This window comes from Gilliamella sp. wkB18 (assembly GCF_001690875.1).
Lineage (GTDB): Bacteria > Pseudomonadota > Gammaproteobacteria > Enterobacterales > Orbaceae > Gilliamella > Gilliamella apicola_A.
In genome coordinates, this window is the sequence record NZ_LZHM01000099.1 from 37,008 (window position 1) to 54,937 (window position 17,930).

Annotated in this window: 19 protein-coding genes; 8 read left to right on the forward strand and 11 right to left on the reverse strand. The window is 34.5% G+C overall.

All coding sequences use genetic code 11. From position 1 onward, the window contains the following. Window positions 1–42: 42 nt before the first annotated feature. On the forward strand, window positions 43–585 hold the full coding sequence (locus A9G48_RS10185) for an HdeD family acid-resistance protein (RefSeq protein WP_065576138.1): 543 nt from the start codon (window positions 43–45) through the stop codon (window positions 583–585). A gap of 146 nt (window positions 586–731) precedes the next feature. Here A9G48_RS10185 and rsgA read toward each other — a convergent pair whose 3' ends face one another. Beyond that, window positions 732–1,760, reverse strand: a complete 1,029-nt coding sequence (gene rsgA / locus A9G48_RS10190; protein ID WP_065576139.1) for a small ribosomal subunit biogenesis GTPase RsgA — start codon at window positions 1,758–1,760, stop codon at window positions 732–734. Between the two features lie 80 nt (window positions 1,761–1,840). Between rsgA and orn the strand changes: the two genes are divergently transcribed. The 5 genes from orn to A9G48_RS10215 all read left to right on the forward strand — a co-directional run bounded on the left by orn (window position 1,841) and on the right by A9G48_RS10215 (window position 7,822). Further along, complete coding sequence (gene orn / locus A9G48_RS10195; RefSeq protein WP_034948246.1) at window positions 1,841–2,407, forward strand: oligoribonuclease; 567 nt, start codon at window positions 1,841–1,843, stop codon at window positions 2,405–2,407. Between the two features lie 5 nt (window positions 2,408–2,412). Beyond that, window positions 2,413–3,684 (forward strand): lipid IV(A) 3-deoxy-D-manno-octulosonic acid transferase, encoded by a 1,272-nt coding sequence (waaA, locus tag A9G48_RS10200; protein ID WP_034948257.1) that lies wholly within the window; start codon window positions 2,413–2,415, stop codon window positions 3,682–3,684. Window positions 3,685–3,693: 9 nt separating this feature from the next. After that, window positions 3,694–4,680: a ferrochelatase gene (gene hemH / locus A9G48_RS10205; protein WP_065568676.1), complete on the forward strand. Its 987-nt coding sequence runs from the start codon at window positions 3,694–3,696 to the stop codon at window positions 4,678–4,680. Window positions 4,681–4,879: 199 nt separating this feature from the next. Next, on the forward strand, window positions 4,880–6,211 hold the full coding sequence (locus tag A9G48_RS10210) for a CoA-disulfide reductase (protein ID WP_034948263.1): 1,332 nt from the start codon (window positions 4,880–4,882) through the stop codon (window positions 6,209–6,211). Window positions 6,212–6,400: 189 nt separating this feature from the next. Continuing rightward, complete coding sequence (locus A9G48_RS10215; protein WP_051825450.1) at window positions 6,401–7,822, forward strand: cation:dicarboxylate symporter family transporter; 1,422 nt, start codon at window positions 6,401–6,403, stop codon at window positions 7,820–7,822. A 65-nt stretch (window positions 7,823–7,887) separates the two neighbouring features. Here the strand turns inward: A9G48_RS10215 and galU are convergent, their stop codons facing one another. The 7 genes from galU to A9G48_RS10240 all read right to left on the reverse strand — a co-directional run bounded on the left by galU (window position 7,888) and on the right by A9G48_RS10240 (window position 11,911). Continuing rightward, complete coding sequence (gene galU / locus A9G48_RS10220) at window positions 7,888–8,802, reverse strand: UTP--glucose-1-phosphate uridylyltransferase GalU (RefSeq protein WP_034948266.1); 915 nt, start codon at window positions 8,800–8,802, stop codon at window positions 7,888–7,890. A 19-nt stretch (window positions 8,803–8,821) separates the two neighbouring features. After that, entirely contained in the window at window positions 8,822–9,043 is a 222-nt protein-coding gene (locus tag A9G48_RS12230) for a DUF2569 family protein (protein ID WP_442902657.1), read from the reverse strand. Between the two features lie 151 nt (window positions 9,044–9,194). Then, window positions 9,195–9,329 (reverse strand): hypothetical protein, encoded by a 135-nt coding sequence (locus tag A9G48_RS11980; RefSeq protein WP_255305674.1) that lies wholly within the window; start codon window positions 9,327–9,329, stop codon window positions 9,195–9,197. Further along, the gene (locus tag A9G48_RS10225) at window positions 9,326–9,553 is read right to left on the reverse strand and encodes a hypothetical protein (protein ID WP_034948274.1); all 228 of its coding nucleotides are present in this window, start codon (window positions 9,551–9,553) and stop codon (window positions 9,326–9,328) included. Before A9G48_RS10225 ends, A9G48_RS11980 begins: the two co-directional genes overlap by 4 nt. A gap of 330 nt (window positions 9,554–9,883) precedes the next feature. Next, window positions 9,884–10,015, reverse strand: coding sequence for an entericidin A/B family lipoprotein (locus A9G48_RS10230; protein WP_442903347.1), 132 nt, complete (start codon window positions 10,013–10,015; stop codon window positions 9,884–9,886). A 43-nt stretch (window positions 10,016–10,058) separates the two neighbouring features. Continuing rightward, window positions 10,059–11,252 carry an amino acid aminotransferase gene (locus tag A9G48_RS10235; protein ID WP_034948277.1) on the reverse strand — a complete coding sequence of 398 codons (1,194 nt, stop codon included), beginning with the start codon at window positions 11,250–11,252 and terminating at the stop codon, window positions 10,059–10,061. A gap of 275 nt (window positions 11,253–11,527) precedes the next feature. Then, window positions 11,528–11,911, reverse strand: coding sequence for a RidA family protein (locus tag A9G48_RS10240; protein WP_034948279.1), 384 nt, complete (start codon window positions 11,909–11,911; stop codon window positions 11,528–11,530). Between the two features lie 191 nt (window positions 11,912–12,102). On the opposite strand from A9G48_RS10240, the gene ffh reads away from it, so the two are divergent. Then, window positions 12,103–13,470 carry a signal recognition particle protein gene (ffh, locus tag A9G48_RS10245; protein WP_065576142.1) on the forward strand — a complete coding sequence of 456 codons (1,368 nt, stop codon included), beginning with the start codon at window positions 12,103–12,105 and terminating at the stop codon, window positions 13,468–13,470. A gap of 110 nt (window positions 13,471–13,580) precedes the next feature. Here ffh and A9G48_RS10250 read toward each other — a convergent pair whose 3' ends face one another. Next, window positions 13,581–14,471 (reverse strand): EamA family transporter, encoded by an 891-nt coding sequence (locus A9G48_RS10250; RefSeq protein WP_034948290.1) that lies wholly within the window; start codon window positions 14,469–14,471, stop codon window positions 13,581–13,583. A gap of 118 nt (window positions 14,472–14,589) precedes the next feature. Next, entirely contained in the window at window positions 14,590–15,576 is a 987-nt protein-coding gene (gene ispB, locus A9G48_RS10255) for an octaprenyl diphosphate synthase (protein ID WP_051825452.1), read from the reverse strand. A gap of 158 nt (window positions 15,577–15,734) precedes the next feature. Here ispB and A9G48_RS10260 point away from each other — a divergent pair, with 158 nt between their 5' ends. Next, window positions 15,735–16,571 (forward strand): TonB family protein, encoded by an 837-nt coding sequence (locus A9G48_RS10260; RefSeq protein WP_051825454.1) that lies wholly within the window; start codon window positions 15,735–15,737, stop codon window positions 16,569–16,571. Between the two features lie 71 nt (window positions 16,572–16,642). Here the strand turns inward: A9G48_RS10260 and pepP are convergent, their stop codons facing one another. After that, window positions 16,643–17,929, reverse strand: coding sequence for a Xaa-Pro aminopeptidase (pepP, locus tag A9G48_RS10265; RefSeq protein WP_051825456.1), 1,287 nt, complete (start codon window positions 17,927–17,929; stop codon window positions 16,643–16,645). Window position 17,930: the final 1 nt, after the last annotated feature.

The following is a 17,930-nucleotide window of genomic DNA, read 5'->3' on the forward strand; positions in this document are numbered from 1 at the left end:
AATTTGAAATCCAAAATTAACTTATAAAAATAGGTAAATAACATGATATCTAACGAAAACAATGTCTACAATCTTAAAGAAAGATCAAACTGGTTTATTTTAGTTGGTATTATTTTAATTATATTGGGAAGCTTAGCATTAAGCTATCAGTTCATGGCAACCGTCTTTTCTGTCTATTTTATTGGTTCATTAATTTTAATTGCAGGTATTGCCCAAGCACTACATTCATTTCGCATTAAAGGTTTTGGTCAGTCAGCATTATGGGCAGTAATGGGGATTTTATACATTTTTATTGGTCTAATGTCATTTTTCCAACCTGTTGCTATTTCATCAGCCTTAACATTGGTGATTTCATTCTTGCTAATTATGAGCGGCTTTACACAAATATTTGCTGCTATGAATAACCGCAATTTACCTCGTTGGGGATGGATTTTAACCTCAGGGATTATTACATTAATTTTAGGATTTATGATTATTGCAGGTTGGCCATATGACAGTCTTTGGGTATTAGGTATGTTTTTAGGTATTGACCTTATTTTCCAAGGTTGGGCATATGTAGCTATTGGTTTTGCATTAAAAAAATAGATGTTAAATATTATATTCATTGCTCACAATCTAGTAATGACTTTCAAAAGGTTACCTCTAATTGTGAGCAGCAAGTAATTACAGTAATGACTCAAACACAAATACAACTTATTTAAGTTAATTTTGTTATAAATGAATCAAGCTGATTATTTATAGATTTTGTTAGTTTTTGCCTTAACTTCTTGCATTGTTTGCAAAATTCGATGATAGTTATCAAGCCTTGATGGTGCAATTTTACCATCTTGTACCGCTTTTTGTAGTAAACAACCTGGCGTATCAAAGTGATTACAATCGCGAAAGTGGCAACCGCCTAAATAATTATCAAATTCTTTAAAACCACTAATTACTTGTTCTGGCTCTAAGTGCCATAAACCGAATTCGCGGATCCCTGGTGAGTCAATAATATCTCCACCATTTGGTAAGTGATAAAGCCGAGAGGAAGTGGTTGTATGTTGACCCAGTCCGGATATTTCTGAAATACCTCCAGTCATAACTGATTGTGATTGATAAGGTAACAATAAATTAATAATACTTGATTTTCCCACACCTGACTGTCCTACTAAAATGGAAACCTTATCTTGTAAAATATCTTGTAACACAGCAATGCCTTGTTGATGTTGGCATGAAACATACAACACTTGATAACCAATTTTAGTATAAATAGCCAATTGATTATCAATATTTTCACGCTCAGCATCGTTTAATAAATCAATTTTATTTAAAATAATAATCGGTTTTATATCAACCGCTTCACAAGCGACTAAATAGCGGTCAATAATATTAAGAGACAGCTCTGGCAATACAGCCGATATAATCACAATTTGATCTACATTTGCCGCAACGGGTTTAACGCCATCATAAAAATCAGGTCGGACAAGTTCAGAATGTCTTGGGTGAACTGCTTCAATAATACCATTGGTGTTTGGCTCTAAACTTTCGCGCCATACTACTTTATCACCAGTGACTATCGAAGGTAACGTGCGACGAATACTACAACGATAAATAAGACCTGCACTATCTTCAACATCAGCAGACTTACCAAAACGACTTATTACTATACCGTCACGAGGTGATGAAAAATTTGCCAGACTCTCATCTTTCTTTATTGCTAATCGTTGCTGATGTTTTGCTGCTACACGTCTTTTTTGATTATTGGATAGTTTATTTTTTGCCATAGTACTCATTTTTTTACTAAAACAGATTGTCAGTTATGCTACACTACTCAGTATCAAAAAGAAAATCTCTATAGCAAATTATGAACAAACAATCTCAAATTAATAGTAACAATCTAATTTGGATAGACCTTGAAATGACTGGACTCAATCCAATAACTGATCGTATTATTGAGCTCGCAACCATTGTTACCGATTCTAACTTAAATATCCTTGCTGAAGGTCCTGTGATTGCAGTTCATCAATCTGATGAGCAATTAGCATTAATGGATGAATGGAACCAAAACACCCATGGCAAATCAGGACTTATTGAGCGAGTTCGCAAAAGTACTATTACTGAACAACAGGCCGAACAACAAACCATCGAATTTTTAAAACAATGGGTACCAGAAAACAGCTCTCCAATTTGCGGTAATACTATTGGGCAAGATCGTCGTTTTTTATTTAACTACATGCCTAATTTAGAAAGTTATTTTCATTATCGCTATTTAGATGTCAGCACAATTAAAGAATTAGCTAAACGTTGGAAACCTGAAATACTAAAAGGGATTAGCAAACAAAGTTCACACCAAGCGCTTGATGATATTCGTGACTCAATTGCTGAACTTGTTTATTATCGTGAACACTTTTTTGATCTAACCAACTTATAATTAGTATGCAAATTTTATATACTTTTTTATTATATTTGATTCAACCACTGGTTTGGCTAAGACTGCTTTGGCGTAGTCGTAAAGCACCAGCTTATCGAAAGCGTTGGCTTGAACGCTATGGTTTTTGCAAAAATAAAGTTAAATCTAACGGTATTTTAGTGCATGCCGTATCGGTGGGTGAAACGATAGCAGCCATCCCACTAATCAAAGCACTTACACAACAGTATCCTAGTTTACCTATCACTGTTACCACCATGACGCCAACAGGCTCAGAGCAAGTTAAATCATTACTTGGTGATAGCGTCAGCCATGTATATTTACCTTATGATTTGCCCTGCGCAATAAATCGTTTTTTAAATACGGTCAATCCTAAATTAGTGATCATTATGGAAACTGAGCTTTGGCCTAATTTTATCTGTCAGTGTTATAAACGAAATATTCAGCTAATTATTGCCAATGCCAGATTATCAGAACGCTCAGCTAATCGATACAGTAAACTAGGGCGATCCATTAGCAATTTACTATCAAAAATTAGTGCAATTGCCGCACAAAATAAGCAAGATGGGGAACGTTTTACTTCACTGGGCTTACCTCGTGATCGCTTAACAATAACTGGTAGTATTAAATTTGATATTGATTTAACAGATCAACAACAGCAAAAAATCAAAACGCTAAAACAGCGGTGGCAATTAGATCGCCCTATCTTTATTGCCGCAAGTACACATAATGGAGAAGATGAAATCATCTTATCTGCCTTTAAGCGGTTATTACAAAAATATCCTGATTTGTTATTGATTATTGTCCCCCGCCACCCAGAACGCTTTAAAACAGTCAAAAAATTAATTAATGATTGCGGATTAAATTATATAAACCGCAGTAGCGGTCAAATTCCTGCTAAACAAACCCAAGTCATTTTGGGTGATACGATGGGAGAATTAATAGAACTTTATGGTATTGCAGATATTGCCTTTGTTGGTGGCAGTTTAGTGAAACATGGAGGGCATAATCCATTAGAACCCGCACTTCACCACATCCCAATCATTAGTGGCGAACATTTTTTCAATTTTAAAGTGATTTGTGAGCAACTTATTTCAGCTGATGGCATGATCATTTGTGCTAGCACAGCCGATTCCCTTTATTCAGCGATTAATGGGCTTTTAGAAAATAAAACGCGTAGTCAACAAATTGGCGAACAAGCGTATCAAGTATTAAAACAAAATCAAGGCGCACTACATAGGCTTTTTAACATTATCAACTATTATCTTTGCTCAAAATAAGGATTACTTGTGAATAAAAAACAAGGGTTATTGCTGATTAATCTAGGTACACCAAACGCGGCAACACCAGATGCAATAAAACGGTACTTAACCGAGTTCTTACTCGATCGCCATGTCGTTGATTTACCGAAACTATTTTGGTATCCGATTTTAAAGTACCTTGTAATACCTAAACGAGTGCCTTACATTATTCATCATTACCAAAAAATTTGGATAAATGGCTCATCACCTTTACTTCATTACAGCCAATTATTATGTGATAAATTACAACACCACTTACCAAATATTCAATGTGAATTAGCCATGACCTATGGTGAACCCAATATTCAATCTGCATTGAACAAGCTTCAATCATGTTCAAAAATTACGGTATTGCCACTTTTTCCACAATACTCAACAACCACAACACTCGCTGTACTTGATAAACTTAAACAAATTATAGCAACCGACAAAATCATAAATAGTATTGACTATATTCGTGATTATGCCGATCATCCAAGCTATATCAATGCACTTTATTTACAAATTAAGAAAGCATTTCAATGCCAAGGCGAGCCTGAAGTGCTTATACTTTCTTATCATGGTATTCCTGAGCGTTATATTTACAAACGAAAAGAGGATTATATTCAACGTTGTGAAATGACCACACAGTTATTAATCGAAAAATGCCGAACAAATAACATAAATATACCAATTCAAATGGCTTATCAATCGAAATTTGGAAAAGGCAAATGGGTTACACCAAGTACCAGCGATACACTACAAACATTAGCAAAAAGTGGTGTTAACAATGCGCACGTCATCTGTCCCGGATTTTCGGTAGATTGTATTGAAACTATTTACGAAATTGACGAAGAAAATCGAGAAATCTTTTTAAATGCAGGTGGAAAATCATTTTATTATATTCCCACATTAAATGACACTGACTTACAAATTAATTTAATCATGGCATTAATCAACCAAACTCAGCCACCTATACTTAATAATTTATACTGAAACACATAGTTACCGAAAACTTTCTAACAAAAATAATACGACTAAAAAAATTACACTAACAAGTAATTGTTGATTTTCAAACGAATAAAATTTTAAATTAACGAATATTAATGCTAACTATCTATCACCAAGGTAATCTATGGCGTATGATAAGGTATTATTTTATAATTCAGTATCTGAGCACTGAGGAGAAAATTAAGTGAAAATAATCATCATTGGCGCTCAAGCCGCAGGCGCAAGTGCTGCAGCAAAGGCTAAAAGAATGAACCCTGAGGCAACCATCCGTATTTATGAAAAATCAGATATTGTTTCGTTTGGTGCTTGCGGTTTACCTTATTTTATTGGTAACCATTTTACTGACGCCAACGAAATGATATCCCGAACGCCCGAGCAATTTCAAAAAGATGGTATTGAAATAAAAACTTTACATGAAGTCATTGCTATTGATACTAATCAAAAAAAATTAACTGTTAAAGATCTCAATACTGGCAATTGCTTTGATGATAGCTATGACAAGTTACTACTTGCAGTTGGTGCAAGTCCCATTATTCCCCCTTTTAAAAATAGTCAACTAAAAAATATCTTCACATTACGCAACCTGCATGATGGGTTAGCTATCAAACAGACATTATCCAACTCAAATATCAAAAATTTGATTGTTATAGGTGCTGGATATATTGGGCTTGAAATAGCTGAATCGCTTGTTGCTTTACAAAAAAACGTCAAATTGATTCAATTGGATGACAGAATTCTTATCGATGCATTTGATAGACAAATTACTGAACTAATTGAAGAAAATATTAAACAACATTGTGATCTACATTTGCAAGAGCGAGTACTTGGCTTTGAAGGATCGCACAATGTCACACATGTAATTACTGATAAATCACGATACCCTGCTGATGTTGTTATTATTGCAACCGGTGTTAAGCCAAAAAATGATATCTATAAAAACCTTGGTATCAAGACACTTGCAAATGGTGCCATAATCACCAACAGCTTTGGACAAACTAATATGGCAGATATTTATGCTGCTGGAGATTGTGTTGCCCTTCACCATAGAGTTAGTCATTCAATGGTATATATTCCACTCGCTACAGGGGCAAACAAACTAGGCAAAATTGTAGGCGAAAATTTAGGTGGCGGAAATTGTGAATATCCCGGCACTATTGGCACCTCAGCCTTAAAAGTCTTTGATATTGAAGCAGGACGAACAGGTTTAACTGAAAGCGAAGCCGAAAAAGCTGGAATTCCTTATAAAACAGTCATAGTTAAAGATAAAAATCACAGCAACTATGTTGCCGGTCAAACAAGTGTAACAGCAAAACTTATCTATCATGCCGACACTCGAGTGATTTTAGGTGGTCAAATAGCTGGAGGGCAAGGTGCGGCATTAAGGCTCAACACTCTTGCAACCGCAATATGGACGAATTTGAAAATTGATGAATTAGCCATGATAGATTTTCTTTATGCACCACCATTTTCCAGACCGTGGGATATTTTAAATATTGCAGGCTCAATCGCAAAATAGATAAAGGTATTATGAGCAATATAAAGACACACTCATATTACTTAAATATATTTTGGATAATGCAAATAGGTAGATAACGTGAAATAACATTCATTACATGATTTAACTGATTAAGATAGATATTAATAAATCTATCAATAAACATTTTACTAGATAATTAAATTTATTACTAAGGGGTGAGGGTTAAATATGCCAGATGCCATTTTTCAAGGAATCTTTTTTGAAAAGTTCTTATCTATTACTCATTATCAAACACTAATTGGTATTGGGCTATTGCTCATCTGTTTTTTTGCAGTAATGAGACCATTACAAAAGAGAAAAGTTAATTTTTCAATACGTATGTTAGTTGGGTTAATACTTGGTGCTGTGCTTGGTTTAGGCATTCAAGCCATAGCAGAATTTCCTGACTCATCAACAATCTGGATGCAAGAAACTGCAACTTGGTATGGACTATTTGGTCGAGCATTTATCGCTTTTATCCGAATGTTAGTAATACCACTCATATTTGTATCCATTGTTAAAGTAATTATCGATTTCTCGGGTAAAAAAAATCTACCCCAAATCGCATTCAGAGGAATTTTTTGGTTACTTTTTACAACAGCAATTGCTTGTATTGTTGGTATTTTATTAGCTAATCTATTTACATTAGGTGAAATAAGCCCAAGTTCTGTAAATCAAGCTCAGGCAAAACAATACACTAATATTATTGATACCTTTATAAATCTAATTCCAAGCAATATTATTGCATCAATGGTAAACGAAAATATTGTTGGATTGGTCATCTTCTCAGCCTTAATGGGGATTGCTGCCAACAGAATGGAAAAGAAAAACTCACAACCGATTGCCTTATTTAAAACGTTTATCGAAGCAATTTATAAGATCATCATGTCGATTGCGATGACAGTCATAAAATACATGCCCTATGCAGTAATTGCTTTACTCGCTCGCACCATTATTTCTAACGGAATACCCGCAATTATTCAGGTTTCAAGTTTTGTTGCTGCAATTTACGTCGCCACATTGATTATGTTGATTGTACATGTTGCCATTGTTGTGATTCATGGTATTTCACCAACCATGTTTATAAAAAAAGCGCTAGGAACATGGTTATTAGCCTTTACAAGTCGCTCATCTGTCGGTTCATTACCAATGACTATCTCAACCTTAACCGTGCGAATGGGTGTTAATACAGGTACAGCAAATTTAGTTGGCTCACTAGGTAGTACCATAGGAATGAATGGATGTGCTGGTTTCTTCCCAGCTTTACTTGCAGTTATGGTAGCTCATATGGTTGGCATTGATACTAATATCCAATTTTATATTATGCTTGTCATTGTCGTGGTTATTGGTTCAATTGGCATCGCAGGTATTCCCGGCACAGCAACGGTTGCGGCAACCGTTGTTTTGTCAGGTATGGGCATGGCAGAATACTTCCCATTAATTGGTATGGTTTTAGCTATTGATCCAATTATTGATATGGCTCGGACTTTGGCCAATGTTTCAGGTACCATGGCTGCAGCCATTGCTACCGATCGGGAGATAGGATTAATGGATATGAACATTTATAACGATCCTAATATAACTTTGGATAATGGAAATACCAAAACTTAAAAAATTATATAAAAAAGGGCGCTATCATGCGTCCTCTTTTATAATTAAACATAAATTTCAAAACATTAAATATTTTTTAACCAAGCTGTCACATCCTTACCAAGTATTTTATGGCGCATTGCATATTGAACAAAAGTTTGTACATAACCCAACTTATTACCACAGTCATGGCTACGGCCTTTTATGCAATAAGCATCAACGGAATCTTCTTCAAGTAGCATTGCAATGGCATCAGTTAATTGAATTTCACCACCTGCTCCTAATGGCGTTTTAGCAAGTAAAGGCCAAATTTTTTCTGATAAAACATAGCGCCCAACTACAGATTGATTTGATGGTGCTTCGTCAACCGATGGTTTTTCAACAACGCTATACATTTGTGCAACATTGCCAGCAGATAACACTTCACCACGACAGTCAACAATACCATAAGAAGAAACTAATTCTTTTGGTACTGGCTCTACCATGATTTGGCTGTGTTTGGTTTCATGATAATTTTTGATCATTGCGGCTAAATTATCGCTGGCTAGGTTACTTTCGTATTCATCAATAATCACATCCGGTAAAACAACAGCAAATGGTTCATCACCAACTAAAGGATAAGCACATAATACCGCATGACCAAGCCCTTTAGCCAAACCTTGGCGGACGCTAGTTATAGTGACATTTTTAGGTAAAATGCCTTGTACTTCTTGCAATAATTGGCGTTTAACACGCGCTTCTAACATGGCTTCTAATTCAAAACTGGTATCGAAGTGGTTTTCAATTGAGTTTTTTGATGAGTGCGTAACAAATATAATTTCAGTTATACCTGCAGCAATACATTCTTTAACTACATATTGAATAAGTGGCTTGTCAACAACGGGGAGCATCTCTTTGGGAATGGCTTTAGTTGCTGGTAACATGCGAGTACCCAAACCGGCAACAGGGATAACCGCTTTTGTTACTTTTCCATTCACTAAATTGTCTAAATTTGGTGTCATTTTATTTCCTTAAAATAAATTAACTAATTATGTCGCTATGAGTAATTTCACTACGGCGACCATTAACAAATGTATTTTTGACTCGTTCTGACTTTAATATATAAGTTATAAAAATACAGGCATAAATAATTACTCTAACAGTATTTTTTATATCATAAAAATTGAAATTAGATTGTAATATTAAAAAGCTTAAATATATACTTAATGGCATTAAAACGGCATAACCAAGTCTAAATACAATAAAAAAATAGGAAACTTATAATTTTTAGTAAAAAACAAATATATGATATAGCCATTTAAAAGAAAAATTAAACTAGTTATTCCTATTTCTAATAAAAAAACCAACTAAAATTAGCGATGTAATTTTCAGATTCAGGATCCGTTAATAGTGGTCATATGCCACTAAATATAATCATACCTAGTGTACAAAAAAGAGTATAAGCAAAACCAATAAAACTCATAATTAAACCAATACCGACTAAAATTAGCCAACCGCCTAATCCTTTCAGCTCCTTTCCTTTGGTCATTTTTGTGCATATCTAATAATTGTTAAATAGTTAGATTCAATTAGCAAAGGATTATCTCTGTCTTTAGCTAAAGAATCAATAGTGATATAAACAATTTGGCAATTTTGTAGCACGGCTTGCTTTACTACAAATTGTCCTTTTCGATCACGTGCTTCTTTTTGTACTTTGATGGTGTAAAGATCATCATATAAAGAGGCTCTTTCGAATAAATTTGGTGTGCGCAAAAATTCCTATTTGAGGTAATTACAAACAAGAATTTAATCGGTTAATTTTCCTTTTATTCCAGTATAACTACTAGGAAAATGTTTGCCTTCTTGACTTTGGGTAATATAAACATGATGATAACTTGACTTGTATGAAGGTAGTGGATTTAATAAAAATTCAATACCTGATAGATTTGAATATTGTCAATTTTCTATAGTTAAAGGTGCAGTTCGAAAATTTAATAAGCTGCACCCAACAAGTAAAAATAATGTAACTATAAATAAAATACGTGACATTTAACTAAATATATTTAAGACGTTAAAATATTTGTAAATAATCTATAACGTTAGTTACATTTTGTCGCTCACTTTTTCGGCTGTATGTGAAATGGCTTTTCCACCCGATTCGACATCTTCGCCAACACCTTTTACTGTATTACATCCAACAACAAGAGTCATCATTGCTATCCCTAATATTAACATTAACATTTTATGGAACATAAAATACACTCCTTTATTAATATGATTATTTTAATGCAGCAAATGCTTCTGCCACACGCTCGATATTATGGTGATTTAAACCTGCTACACACATTCTTCCGCTATCCACCAAATAAATAGCAAAATTATCTTTCAATTGTGTAACTTGCTCTTTACTAAAACCGGTATAACTGAACATGCCCTGCTGTTTTACTAAATAATCAAAATGACAATCAGGTGCTGCTTGTTTTAATAATTCCACCAGAGTTGATCGCATGGTTACAATGCGAGTTCTCATGGAGTCGACTTCTTTTAACCATTTCGCTTTAACTCCTGGATTATTTAAAACATAACTTACTAACTGTACACCATATGCCGCTGGGGTAGAATAATTTTGGCGAACTAGTGCTTGCAGCTGCCCTAATACACAGCGTGCGGCTTTGCTGTTATCACATAAAACTGATAAACCTCCAACTCGTTCACCATAAAGTGAAAATGTTTTTGAAAATGAGTTACTGACAAATCCACACAATCCTGCATTTGCCATTTTTCGAATCGCATAAGCGTCTTCTTCAATACCTTTGCCAAAACCTTGATAAGCAATATCCATAAATGGAATAAGATCTCGTTCTTGTAAAATTGTTATCACTTTATCCCACTGTGATTGTGTTAGATCGGCGCCAGTTGGGTTATGGCAACAAGGATGTAGTAAGACAATGCTTTTAGTAGGTAATTGACTTAATGTTTCAAGCATTGCTTCAAATTTTACGCCACACGTTTGTTCATCAAAGTAAGGATATTTGTTTACTTTAAAACCTGCACCATTAAAAATGGCGATGTGATTTTCCCAAGTTGGATCGCTGACCCATACTTGTGAATTTGGGAAATAGCGAAATAAAAAATCAGCACCTATTTTAAGAGCCCCCGATCCGCCTAGTGTTTGTATTGTTGCGATACGTTTATCTTTATAAGCTGGGTGTTGTTCGCCAAATAACAAAGAGCCAATAGCTTGGCAATAGGATGGTAATCCACTCATAGGCAAATAAAGCTGTGCTTCTTGATTGTGATGATAAATATAATCGCGAGCCATTTTTATGCATTCTAATTGAGGAACTACGTTGTTTTCATTATAATAATAACCAATGCTTAAATTAGTCTTATTAATGCGATTATCATTAATAAATTCAGAAACTAACGATAAAATCGGGTCCCCTGCGTACGGTTCTACTTTTTCAAACATATTCACAATCCAGCTAAAACAAAAATAATGATAAATAATTGTAGATTATTGCACCAACTTTATTGGCAATCAATCATTAAATAACAGCTTAACAATAAATAATTAATTTCATTTTTGGTTAAGAAAATGGCTATATTTTTGATAATAAAAAGTAATAGATAGGATAACTAAAAATGTAACGTGTTTTAACTCGCTTCTTTATACTAAAACATAGGGTTTTTCTGAAACTTTTTGACAAAAATTAGCACCTTTTGGTGCTAATTAGGTAAATAAATTTATTTAGCAGCAATCACTTCTATTTCAACTTTAGCATCTTTAGGAATTCGAGCAACTTGTACGCAAGAACGAGCAGGGAAAGGCGCATTATTTTCAATAAAAAAGGCTTCGTATACCGCATTTACCGAAGTAAAATCATTCATATCAGCTAGAAAAATAGTTGCTTTGACAATATTATTCACTTGATAACCAGCAGTGGTAATAATCGCTTTAACATTTGCTAAACTTTGTTTTGCTTGTTCTTTCACACAACTTGGCATTTCACCGGTAATCGGATCTAAAGGTATTTGTCCTGAAACAAATAACATATTCCCTAAATTTATAGCCTGTACATAAGGACCAATAGCAGCAGGTGCTTTATCAGTATTAATGATGTTTATCATATCAATTCCTCCTTTTATTGCTTTACGCTAGCTTTAGAAAATAAAATAGGTAAAATTTATTAATAATTATCTTGTAACCATTTGAACAGGATCATAATTTAGTGTCAAGGTAGAACAAAATTATGATCATGGGACTTCCGATAATTTTCTGCTATGATAACCAAAATTTTTTATTTTTTACGAGAGTTAATATGTTCGAGAATTTAACCAACCGTTTATCACAGACATTTCGCAATATTAGTGGTCGTGGACGACTATCTGAAGACAATATTAAAGATGCGTTGCGCGATGTGCGTATGGCATTGCTCGAAGCTGATGTTGCCCTGCCAGTGGTTCGTCAATTTATTAATCAAGTTAAAGAAAAAGCCGTTGGATTAGACGTCAGCAAGAGTCTAACTCCAGGGCAAGAATTTATCAAAATAGTTCAAAATGAACTCACTAGCGCAATGGGTGAAGTCAACAGTTCGCTCAATTTGGCAACCCAACCACCTGCTGTTATGTTAATGGCTGGGTTACAAGGTGCTGGTAAAACAACTAGCGTTGCTAAACTGGCTAAATTCCTCAAAGAAAAACAGAAAAAGAAAGTTCTAGTGGTGTCTGCCGATGTTTATCGACCCGCTGCAATTAAACAGTTAGAAACTTTGGCTAAAGCAATTGATGTTGAGTTCTTTCCATCTGATGTTACTGAAAAACCGATCAGTATCGTAAATAAAGCTATTTCTCATGCAAAATTGCAATTCTTTGATGTGCTTATTGTCGATACCGCAGGTCGTTTGCATGTCGATAGCGACATGATGGATGAGATCAAAGCTCTTCATCAAGCCATTAATCCAATCGAAACATTATTTGTGGTTGATGCTATGACAGGACAAGATGCTGCCAATACAGCTAAAGCGTTTAATGATGCATTACCTCTTACTGGGGTAATTTTAACTAAAGTCGATGGCGATGCACGTGGTGGAGCTGCGTTATCAATTCGTCATATTACCGGTAAACCAATTAAATTCCTTGGAATGGGAGAAAAAACCGATGCTTTAGAGCCGTTTTATCCTGATCGCATTGCTTCACGTATTTTAGGTATGGGCGATGTACTATCTTTAATTGAAGAATTACAAAGTAACGTTGATCGCGAAAAAGCCGAGAAAATTGCTAAAAAATTAAAAAAAGGCGATAAGTTCGATTTTAATGACTTTCAAGACCAACTCAAGCAGATGCGTAATATGGGAGGAATGGGGGCTTTGCTAGCTAAATTACCCGGTATTGGCCAACTTCCAGATCATATTAAAGCACAAATGGATGATAAAATTACCATAAAAATGGAAGCAATCATTGGTTCGATGACATTAAAAGAGCGTGCTAATCCTGAAATCATTAAAGGTTCTCGTAAACGCCGTATTGCCAACGGTTCGGGAACTCAAGTTCAAGATGTTAACAAGCTATTAAAACAGTTTGAAGATATGCAAAAGATGATGAAAAAAATGAAAGGTGGTGGCATGATGAAGATGATGCGCCAAATGAAAGAATTAATGGGTGGAAGTATGGGATTGCCTCCTCGTTAAAGTGTCATAAATTCAAATTTTCAATAGGGGTAATATAACTATCACAAGCTTCATATCAACTTTCCAAACAATATCGCACTGATAAACAGTGCGATATTGCTTTTAATCGGTTAATTTTTTTGCTTCGTTTCACTATTTGATTTAATCGGTTTAATCTTTACTGGATAGCTCATCGTAAGTACTGTGCCTATGGATGACATGATAATAAAGGCAATGGCTAACCATTGATTACCAGTTAACTGCTCGTGCAAAACCACTAACCCAGAAAACGCTGCAAAGACAGGAGACAAGCTCATTAATGTACTAAATGTTTGCGCAGGTAACCTTGGTAGTGCAATCATGTCTAAGCCATAAGGGATTGCCGATGCCAATAACGAAACAACAAAAATAAGCGGAAGCAATTCCAACGAAAACATTGTACTACCACTTTGCCAAATACCAATAGGAAATAAAAAACAGGCAGCAATAACCGATCCAACTGCTACACTTGATGTCCCATAAATAGTGCAGGCTTTGCGTCCAAATAAAATGTAACATGCCCACCCACTTCCCGCTAACAACGCAAAGAAAATCCCTATAGGATCTAAATTATCTGAAACTTGATAAAGTGGTAAAAGCATAGACAGACCAATAATAGCAATACTTAGCCAAATAAAATCAAGTAGTTTTCGAGATGAGCACATTGCCACCATAATGGGTCCTGTAAGTTCAATAGCGACAGCGACCCCCAGTGGCACTCGTGCAATTGCGTTGTAAAACGCTAAATTCATACCACCAATTGAAATACCATACAAAAAAACATATTTCAATGCCTGTTTTGTCATTGTTTTACGCCATGGTTTAAATATAAGAATCAACATAATGGATGAAAAAAACAATCGCCAAGCCGTCATCCCTTCAGGCCCTAATATAGGAAACAGATATTTAGCAATTGATGCACTGCCTTGTACTGAAATCATCGAAATAAAAATTAATAAAACAGGCAAAGTCCTTTTAAACATAAATAATTACCTTAATTAAAGTTATTGTATATAAAACTGATGACAAGAAGTTTCAGGAAACTTATGTGTTTCAGTATAAAAATATCTGTTCAACAGATTTATTTGCAATATTGATTAATTAGTTTTCCCTTTTTACTGACAATAAGGCAAGATCTTGTAACGCTTGTTTATAAGGCGTATCAGGTAAAATTGCGATAACGTCAAACGCTTTTTGCGCTTCTTTTTGAGCGGTTTGTAACGTAAAATCTAGTGAACCACATTCGTCCATGATGTTTAAAATACGATCTAATAATTGTCGACCATTACCTTGCTCTATTGCTTGGCGTATTAATGCCGCATCTTGGGCGTTTTTTGTGTGGTGCATAGCATGTAAAAGCGGTAGAGTAGGTTTGCCTTCGTTAAGATCATCCCCTAAATTTTTACCTAATTTTTGATTGCTATCAGCGCTATAATCGAGTAGATCATCAATGATTTGAAAGGCTGTACCTAGATATTTTCCATATTCTTGTAGGGCAAGCTCTTGCTCCTCACTAGCTCCAGCTAGGACAGCAGCAGAATGTGATGTTGCTTCAAATAGGCGTGCCGTTTTTCGATAAATTACATCTAAATATTGTTCTTTTGTGATATCTGGATCGTTACAATTAATCAACTGTTGTACTTCGCCTTCAGCTATTACATTAGTTGCAGCCGACATGATCGTCAATACTTTGAACGATTCTGTACGTACCATCATTTGAAAAGAGCGTGTGTAAATATAATCGCCAACTAATACACTAGCGGCATTGCCAAAAAGTGCATTAGCGGTTGATTTGCCTCGGCGTAAATCTGATTCATCAACAACATCATCATGCAATAAGGTGGCGGTATGAATAAATTCGATAAAAGCAGCAGTAATAATATGTTTATCACCTTGGTAGTTGAGTGCTTTGGCTATTAATAATGCGATAACAGGACGTATACGTTTACCACCACTACTAATGATGTAATTGCCTAATTGATTAATTAAAGCCACATCAGAAGTTAGTTCTGCCTGTATTGCCTCATTTACTTTAACTAAATCATGTTTAACAAGATCGAATATTTGATTCATTGATGGATTATTCATCAGACTAACCGCTTAAAAAAATAACAGGTATATTATTAAATATTATCTGATAAATATTATTATGTCACAAGGTTAACTTTATCTTCTTTTAAAAAAGACTACAAATGATAAGCATTTTCATTTAAAATACAAGTCTTAAGTTAAAAATGATATTAGTGATGAAGATTAACTTTGATATAGATATCGGTAATGATAAAGTACCCCAATTACCAGTTCAAATAAAGCAAAAAAATAGCTACCTATTTACTTTGCTTTCTGTATTTTTACATTTATGTCTAATAGTATTATTATTTAGCTCTGCATTTTTTTCCAAAAACATTATGATTGATAATGGGGACAATTCCATTAAGGCCATCATGATCGACTTATCCCAGCTGACAGCACCTAAACAATTATTAGTAGAAAATATACCTGAAATCAAAGGGGCAAGAGACAGCGAGAGAATAGACAACAAACTAATTGAAAAACCAATAATCGAAACTGAAATCGTCAAAGAAAAAAATCTAGAACCTATTACAGAAAAAAAACCTGAAAAATTGGTGGACATTTTAAAAAAAGAAGTGACAATAAAACAAGAAACCAAACCCAAACCCAAACCGAATCCAAAACAGAAATTATCTCAAAAAGAGTCTTTGCCTCAAGTAAAGCAAGAAATAATTAGTAATAAAATTAAAGAAAACCTTTCTGTAGCCCCTTCTATTGGTAATAACCACCAATATTCGAAGACACCTTCAGCTATTATCCGAAATCAGCCTGAATATCCACGTCGTGCACTTGATTTGCGTTTAGAAGGATATGTAATTGTAATGTTTGATGTTAATAGCAATGGCCGAGTTGAAAATATTCGCATTCTTAAAGCAAAACCAAACAATATCTTTAATCGTTCTGTTATTAATGCTATGAAAACATGGAAATACCAACCTATTATTACAAAAGATTTAAAAACAAAAATTATTTTTAATCGAGATAAATCAATTCAACTGGATAATAGCTAGATTTTACCATAATCAAATATTAATTGGTTAAAGTTAAACCATGTTAGATAAACAATATTAAATTCACAAAATCATCGCCTCATTAAGCTTTCAATTTTTTCTGGATCTTTTGGCACACCCAACGTTAAAACTTCGTTTCCTGATTCTGTAATTAAAATATTATCTTCAATTCGAACTCCTATTCCTTTATAACACTCTGGTGCTTTAGCACCTTGACTTATATATAAACCGGGCTCGACTGTCAATACCATACCCGGCTCTAAGATACGATCTCTTCCACTGCCAACATCATGAACATCCATACCAAGCCAGTGCCCTAAACCATGCATATAAAATGCAGTATAAGCTTTATTAGTAATCAAAGATTCTACATCACCTTTCATAATCCCTAAGTTAACTAAACCTGTAACCATTGTTCTAATCACATGATTATTTACTTCCATAATGGATGTACCTGGTTTGAAAAGTTTAATAGCTTGATATTGGGATGCTAAAACAATGTCATAAATTGCACGTTGAGCTTGATTAAATTTGCCATTAATCGGAAATGTACGAGTAATATCTCCAGCATAATATTGATATTCACAACCCGCGTCAATCAATACCAAATCACCGTCTTTTAATGGATCACCGTTGTTCTCGTAATGTAATATACAACTATTATTTCCTCCTCCAACAATAGTATTGTAAGATGATGATCGAGCACCATGCCAAGCAAATTCATGTAAAATTTCAGCCTCTAATTGATACTCGTATAATTTTGGCTGACATATTTTCATGGCACGTACGTGAGCTTGAGCACTAATCTCACAAGCTTTACGTAACATTGCTATTTCAAAATCAGATTTGAACATGCGCATTTCATGCACAATAGGCCGCCAATCTATTAATTTTGCATCTTGCCGTAGTGTTGTTAGTGCTCGCTTAACGATCCTATCGGCATATTCATACTGCTGGTCTGCATGATAAATACTCGTTTTACCATTTAATATATCTGGTAATATCTTATCAATTTCATCAAAAAGATAAGCTTCATTTACCAAAATGGTATCAAAAGCAGCTTTCTGACCTAAACGATAGCCAGTCCATATTTCCGCCAAAGGATCTTTCTTACGATTAAACAATACACATTTAGGGATGTTATCATTTTGTTTAATCATCAAAAATAAAGCTTCTGGTTCTGAAAAAAATGTAAAATACCAAAAATCACTATTTTGTCGATAAGGATAATAAGTATCATTACTTCGTGTCACTTCAGGAGAAGCAAAAAAAAGTGCCACACTATTAGTTTCCATTTGTGAAAAAAGTTTTTCACGGCGAGAAACGATTTCTGATTTGATATCTATTGGTATCGTCATT

What these genes read in the sequence shown, in the direction of transcription:
- A9G48_RS10185 (WP_065576138.1), top strand. Translation starts at nt 43, where the DNA reads ATGATATCTAACGAAAACAATGTCTACAATCTTAAAGAAAGATCAAAC.
- rsgA (WP_065576139.1), bottom strand. Translation starts at nt 1,760, where the DNA reads ATGGCAAAAAATAAACTATCCAATAATCAAAAAAGACGTGTAGCAGCA.
- orn (WP_034948246.1), top strand. Translation starts at nt 1,841, where the DNA reads ATGAACAAACAATCTCAAATTAATAGTAACAATCTAATTTGGATAGAC.
- waaA (WP_034948257.1), top strand. Translation starts at nt 2,413, where the DNA reads ATGCAAATTTTATATACTTTTTTATTATATTTGATTCAACCACTGGTT.
- A9G48_RS10215 (WP_051825450.1), top strand. Translation starts at nt 6,401, where the DNA reads ATGCCAGATGCCATTTTTCAAGGAATCTTTTTTGAAAAGTTCTTATCT.
- galU (WP_034948266.1), bottom strand. Translation starts at nt 8,802, where the DNA reads ATGACACCAAATTTAGACAATTTAGTGAATGGAAAAGTAACAAAAGCG.
- A9G48_RS11980 (WP_255305674.1), bottom strand. Translation starts at nt 9,329, where the DNA reads ATGACCAAAGGAAAGGAGCTGAAAGGATTAGGCGGTTGGCTAATTTTA.
- A9G48_RS10230 (WP_442903347.1), bottom strand. Translation starts at nt 10,015, where the DNA reads ATGTTAATATTAGGGATAGCAATGATGACTCTTGTTGTTGGATGTAAT.
- A9G48_RS10235 (WP_034948277.1), bottom strand. Translation starts at nt 11,252, where the DNA reads ATGTTTGAAAAAGTAGAACCGTACGCAGGGGACCCGATTTTATCGTTA.
- A9G48_RS10240 (WP_034948279.1), bottom strand. Translation starts at nt 11,911, where the DNA reads ATGATAAACATCATTAATACTGATAAAGCACCTGCTGCTATTGGTCCT.
- ffh (WP_065576142.1), top strand. Translation starts at nt 12,103, where the DNA reads ATGTTCGAGAATTTAACCAACCGTTTATCACAGACATTTCGCAATATT.
- A9G48_RS10250 (WP_034948290.1), bottom strand. Translation starts at nt 14,471, where the DNA reads ATGTTTAAAAGGACTTTGCCTGTTTTATTAATTTTTATTTCGATGATT.
- ispB (WP_051825452.1), bottom strand. Translation starts at nt 15,576, where the DNA reads ATGAATAATCCATCAATGAATCAAATATTCGATCTTGTTAAACATGAT.
- A9G48_RS10260 (WP_051825454.1), top strand. Translation starts at nt 15,735, where the DNA reads ATGAAGATTAACTTTGATATAGATATCGGTAATGATAAAGTACCCCAA.
- pepP (WP_051825456.1), bottom strand. Translation starts at nt 17,929, where the DNA reads ATGACGATACCAATAGATATCAAATCAGAAATCGTTTCTCGCCGTGAA.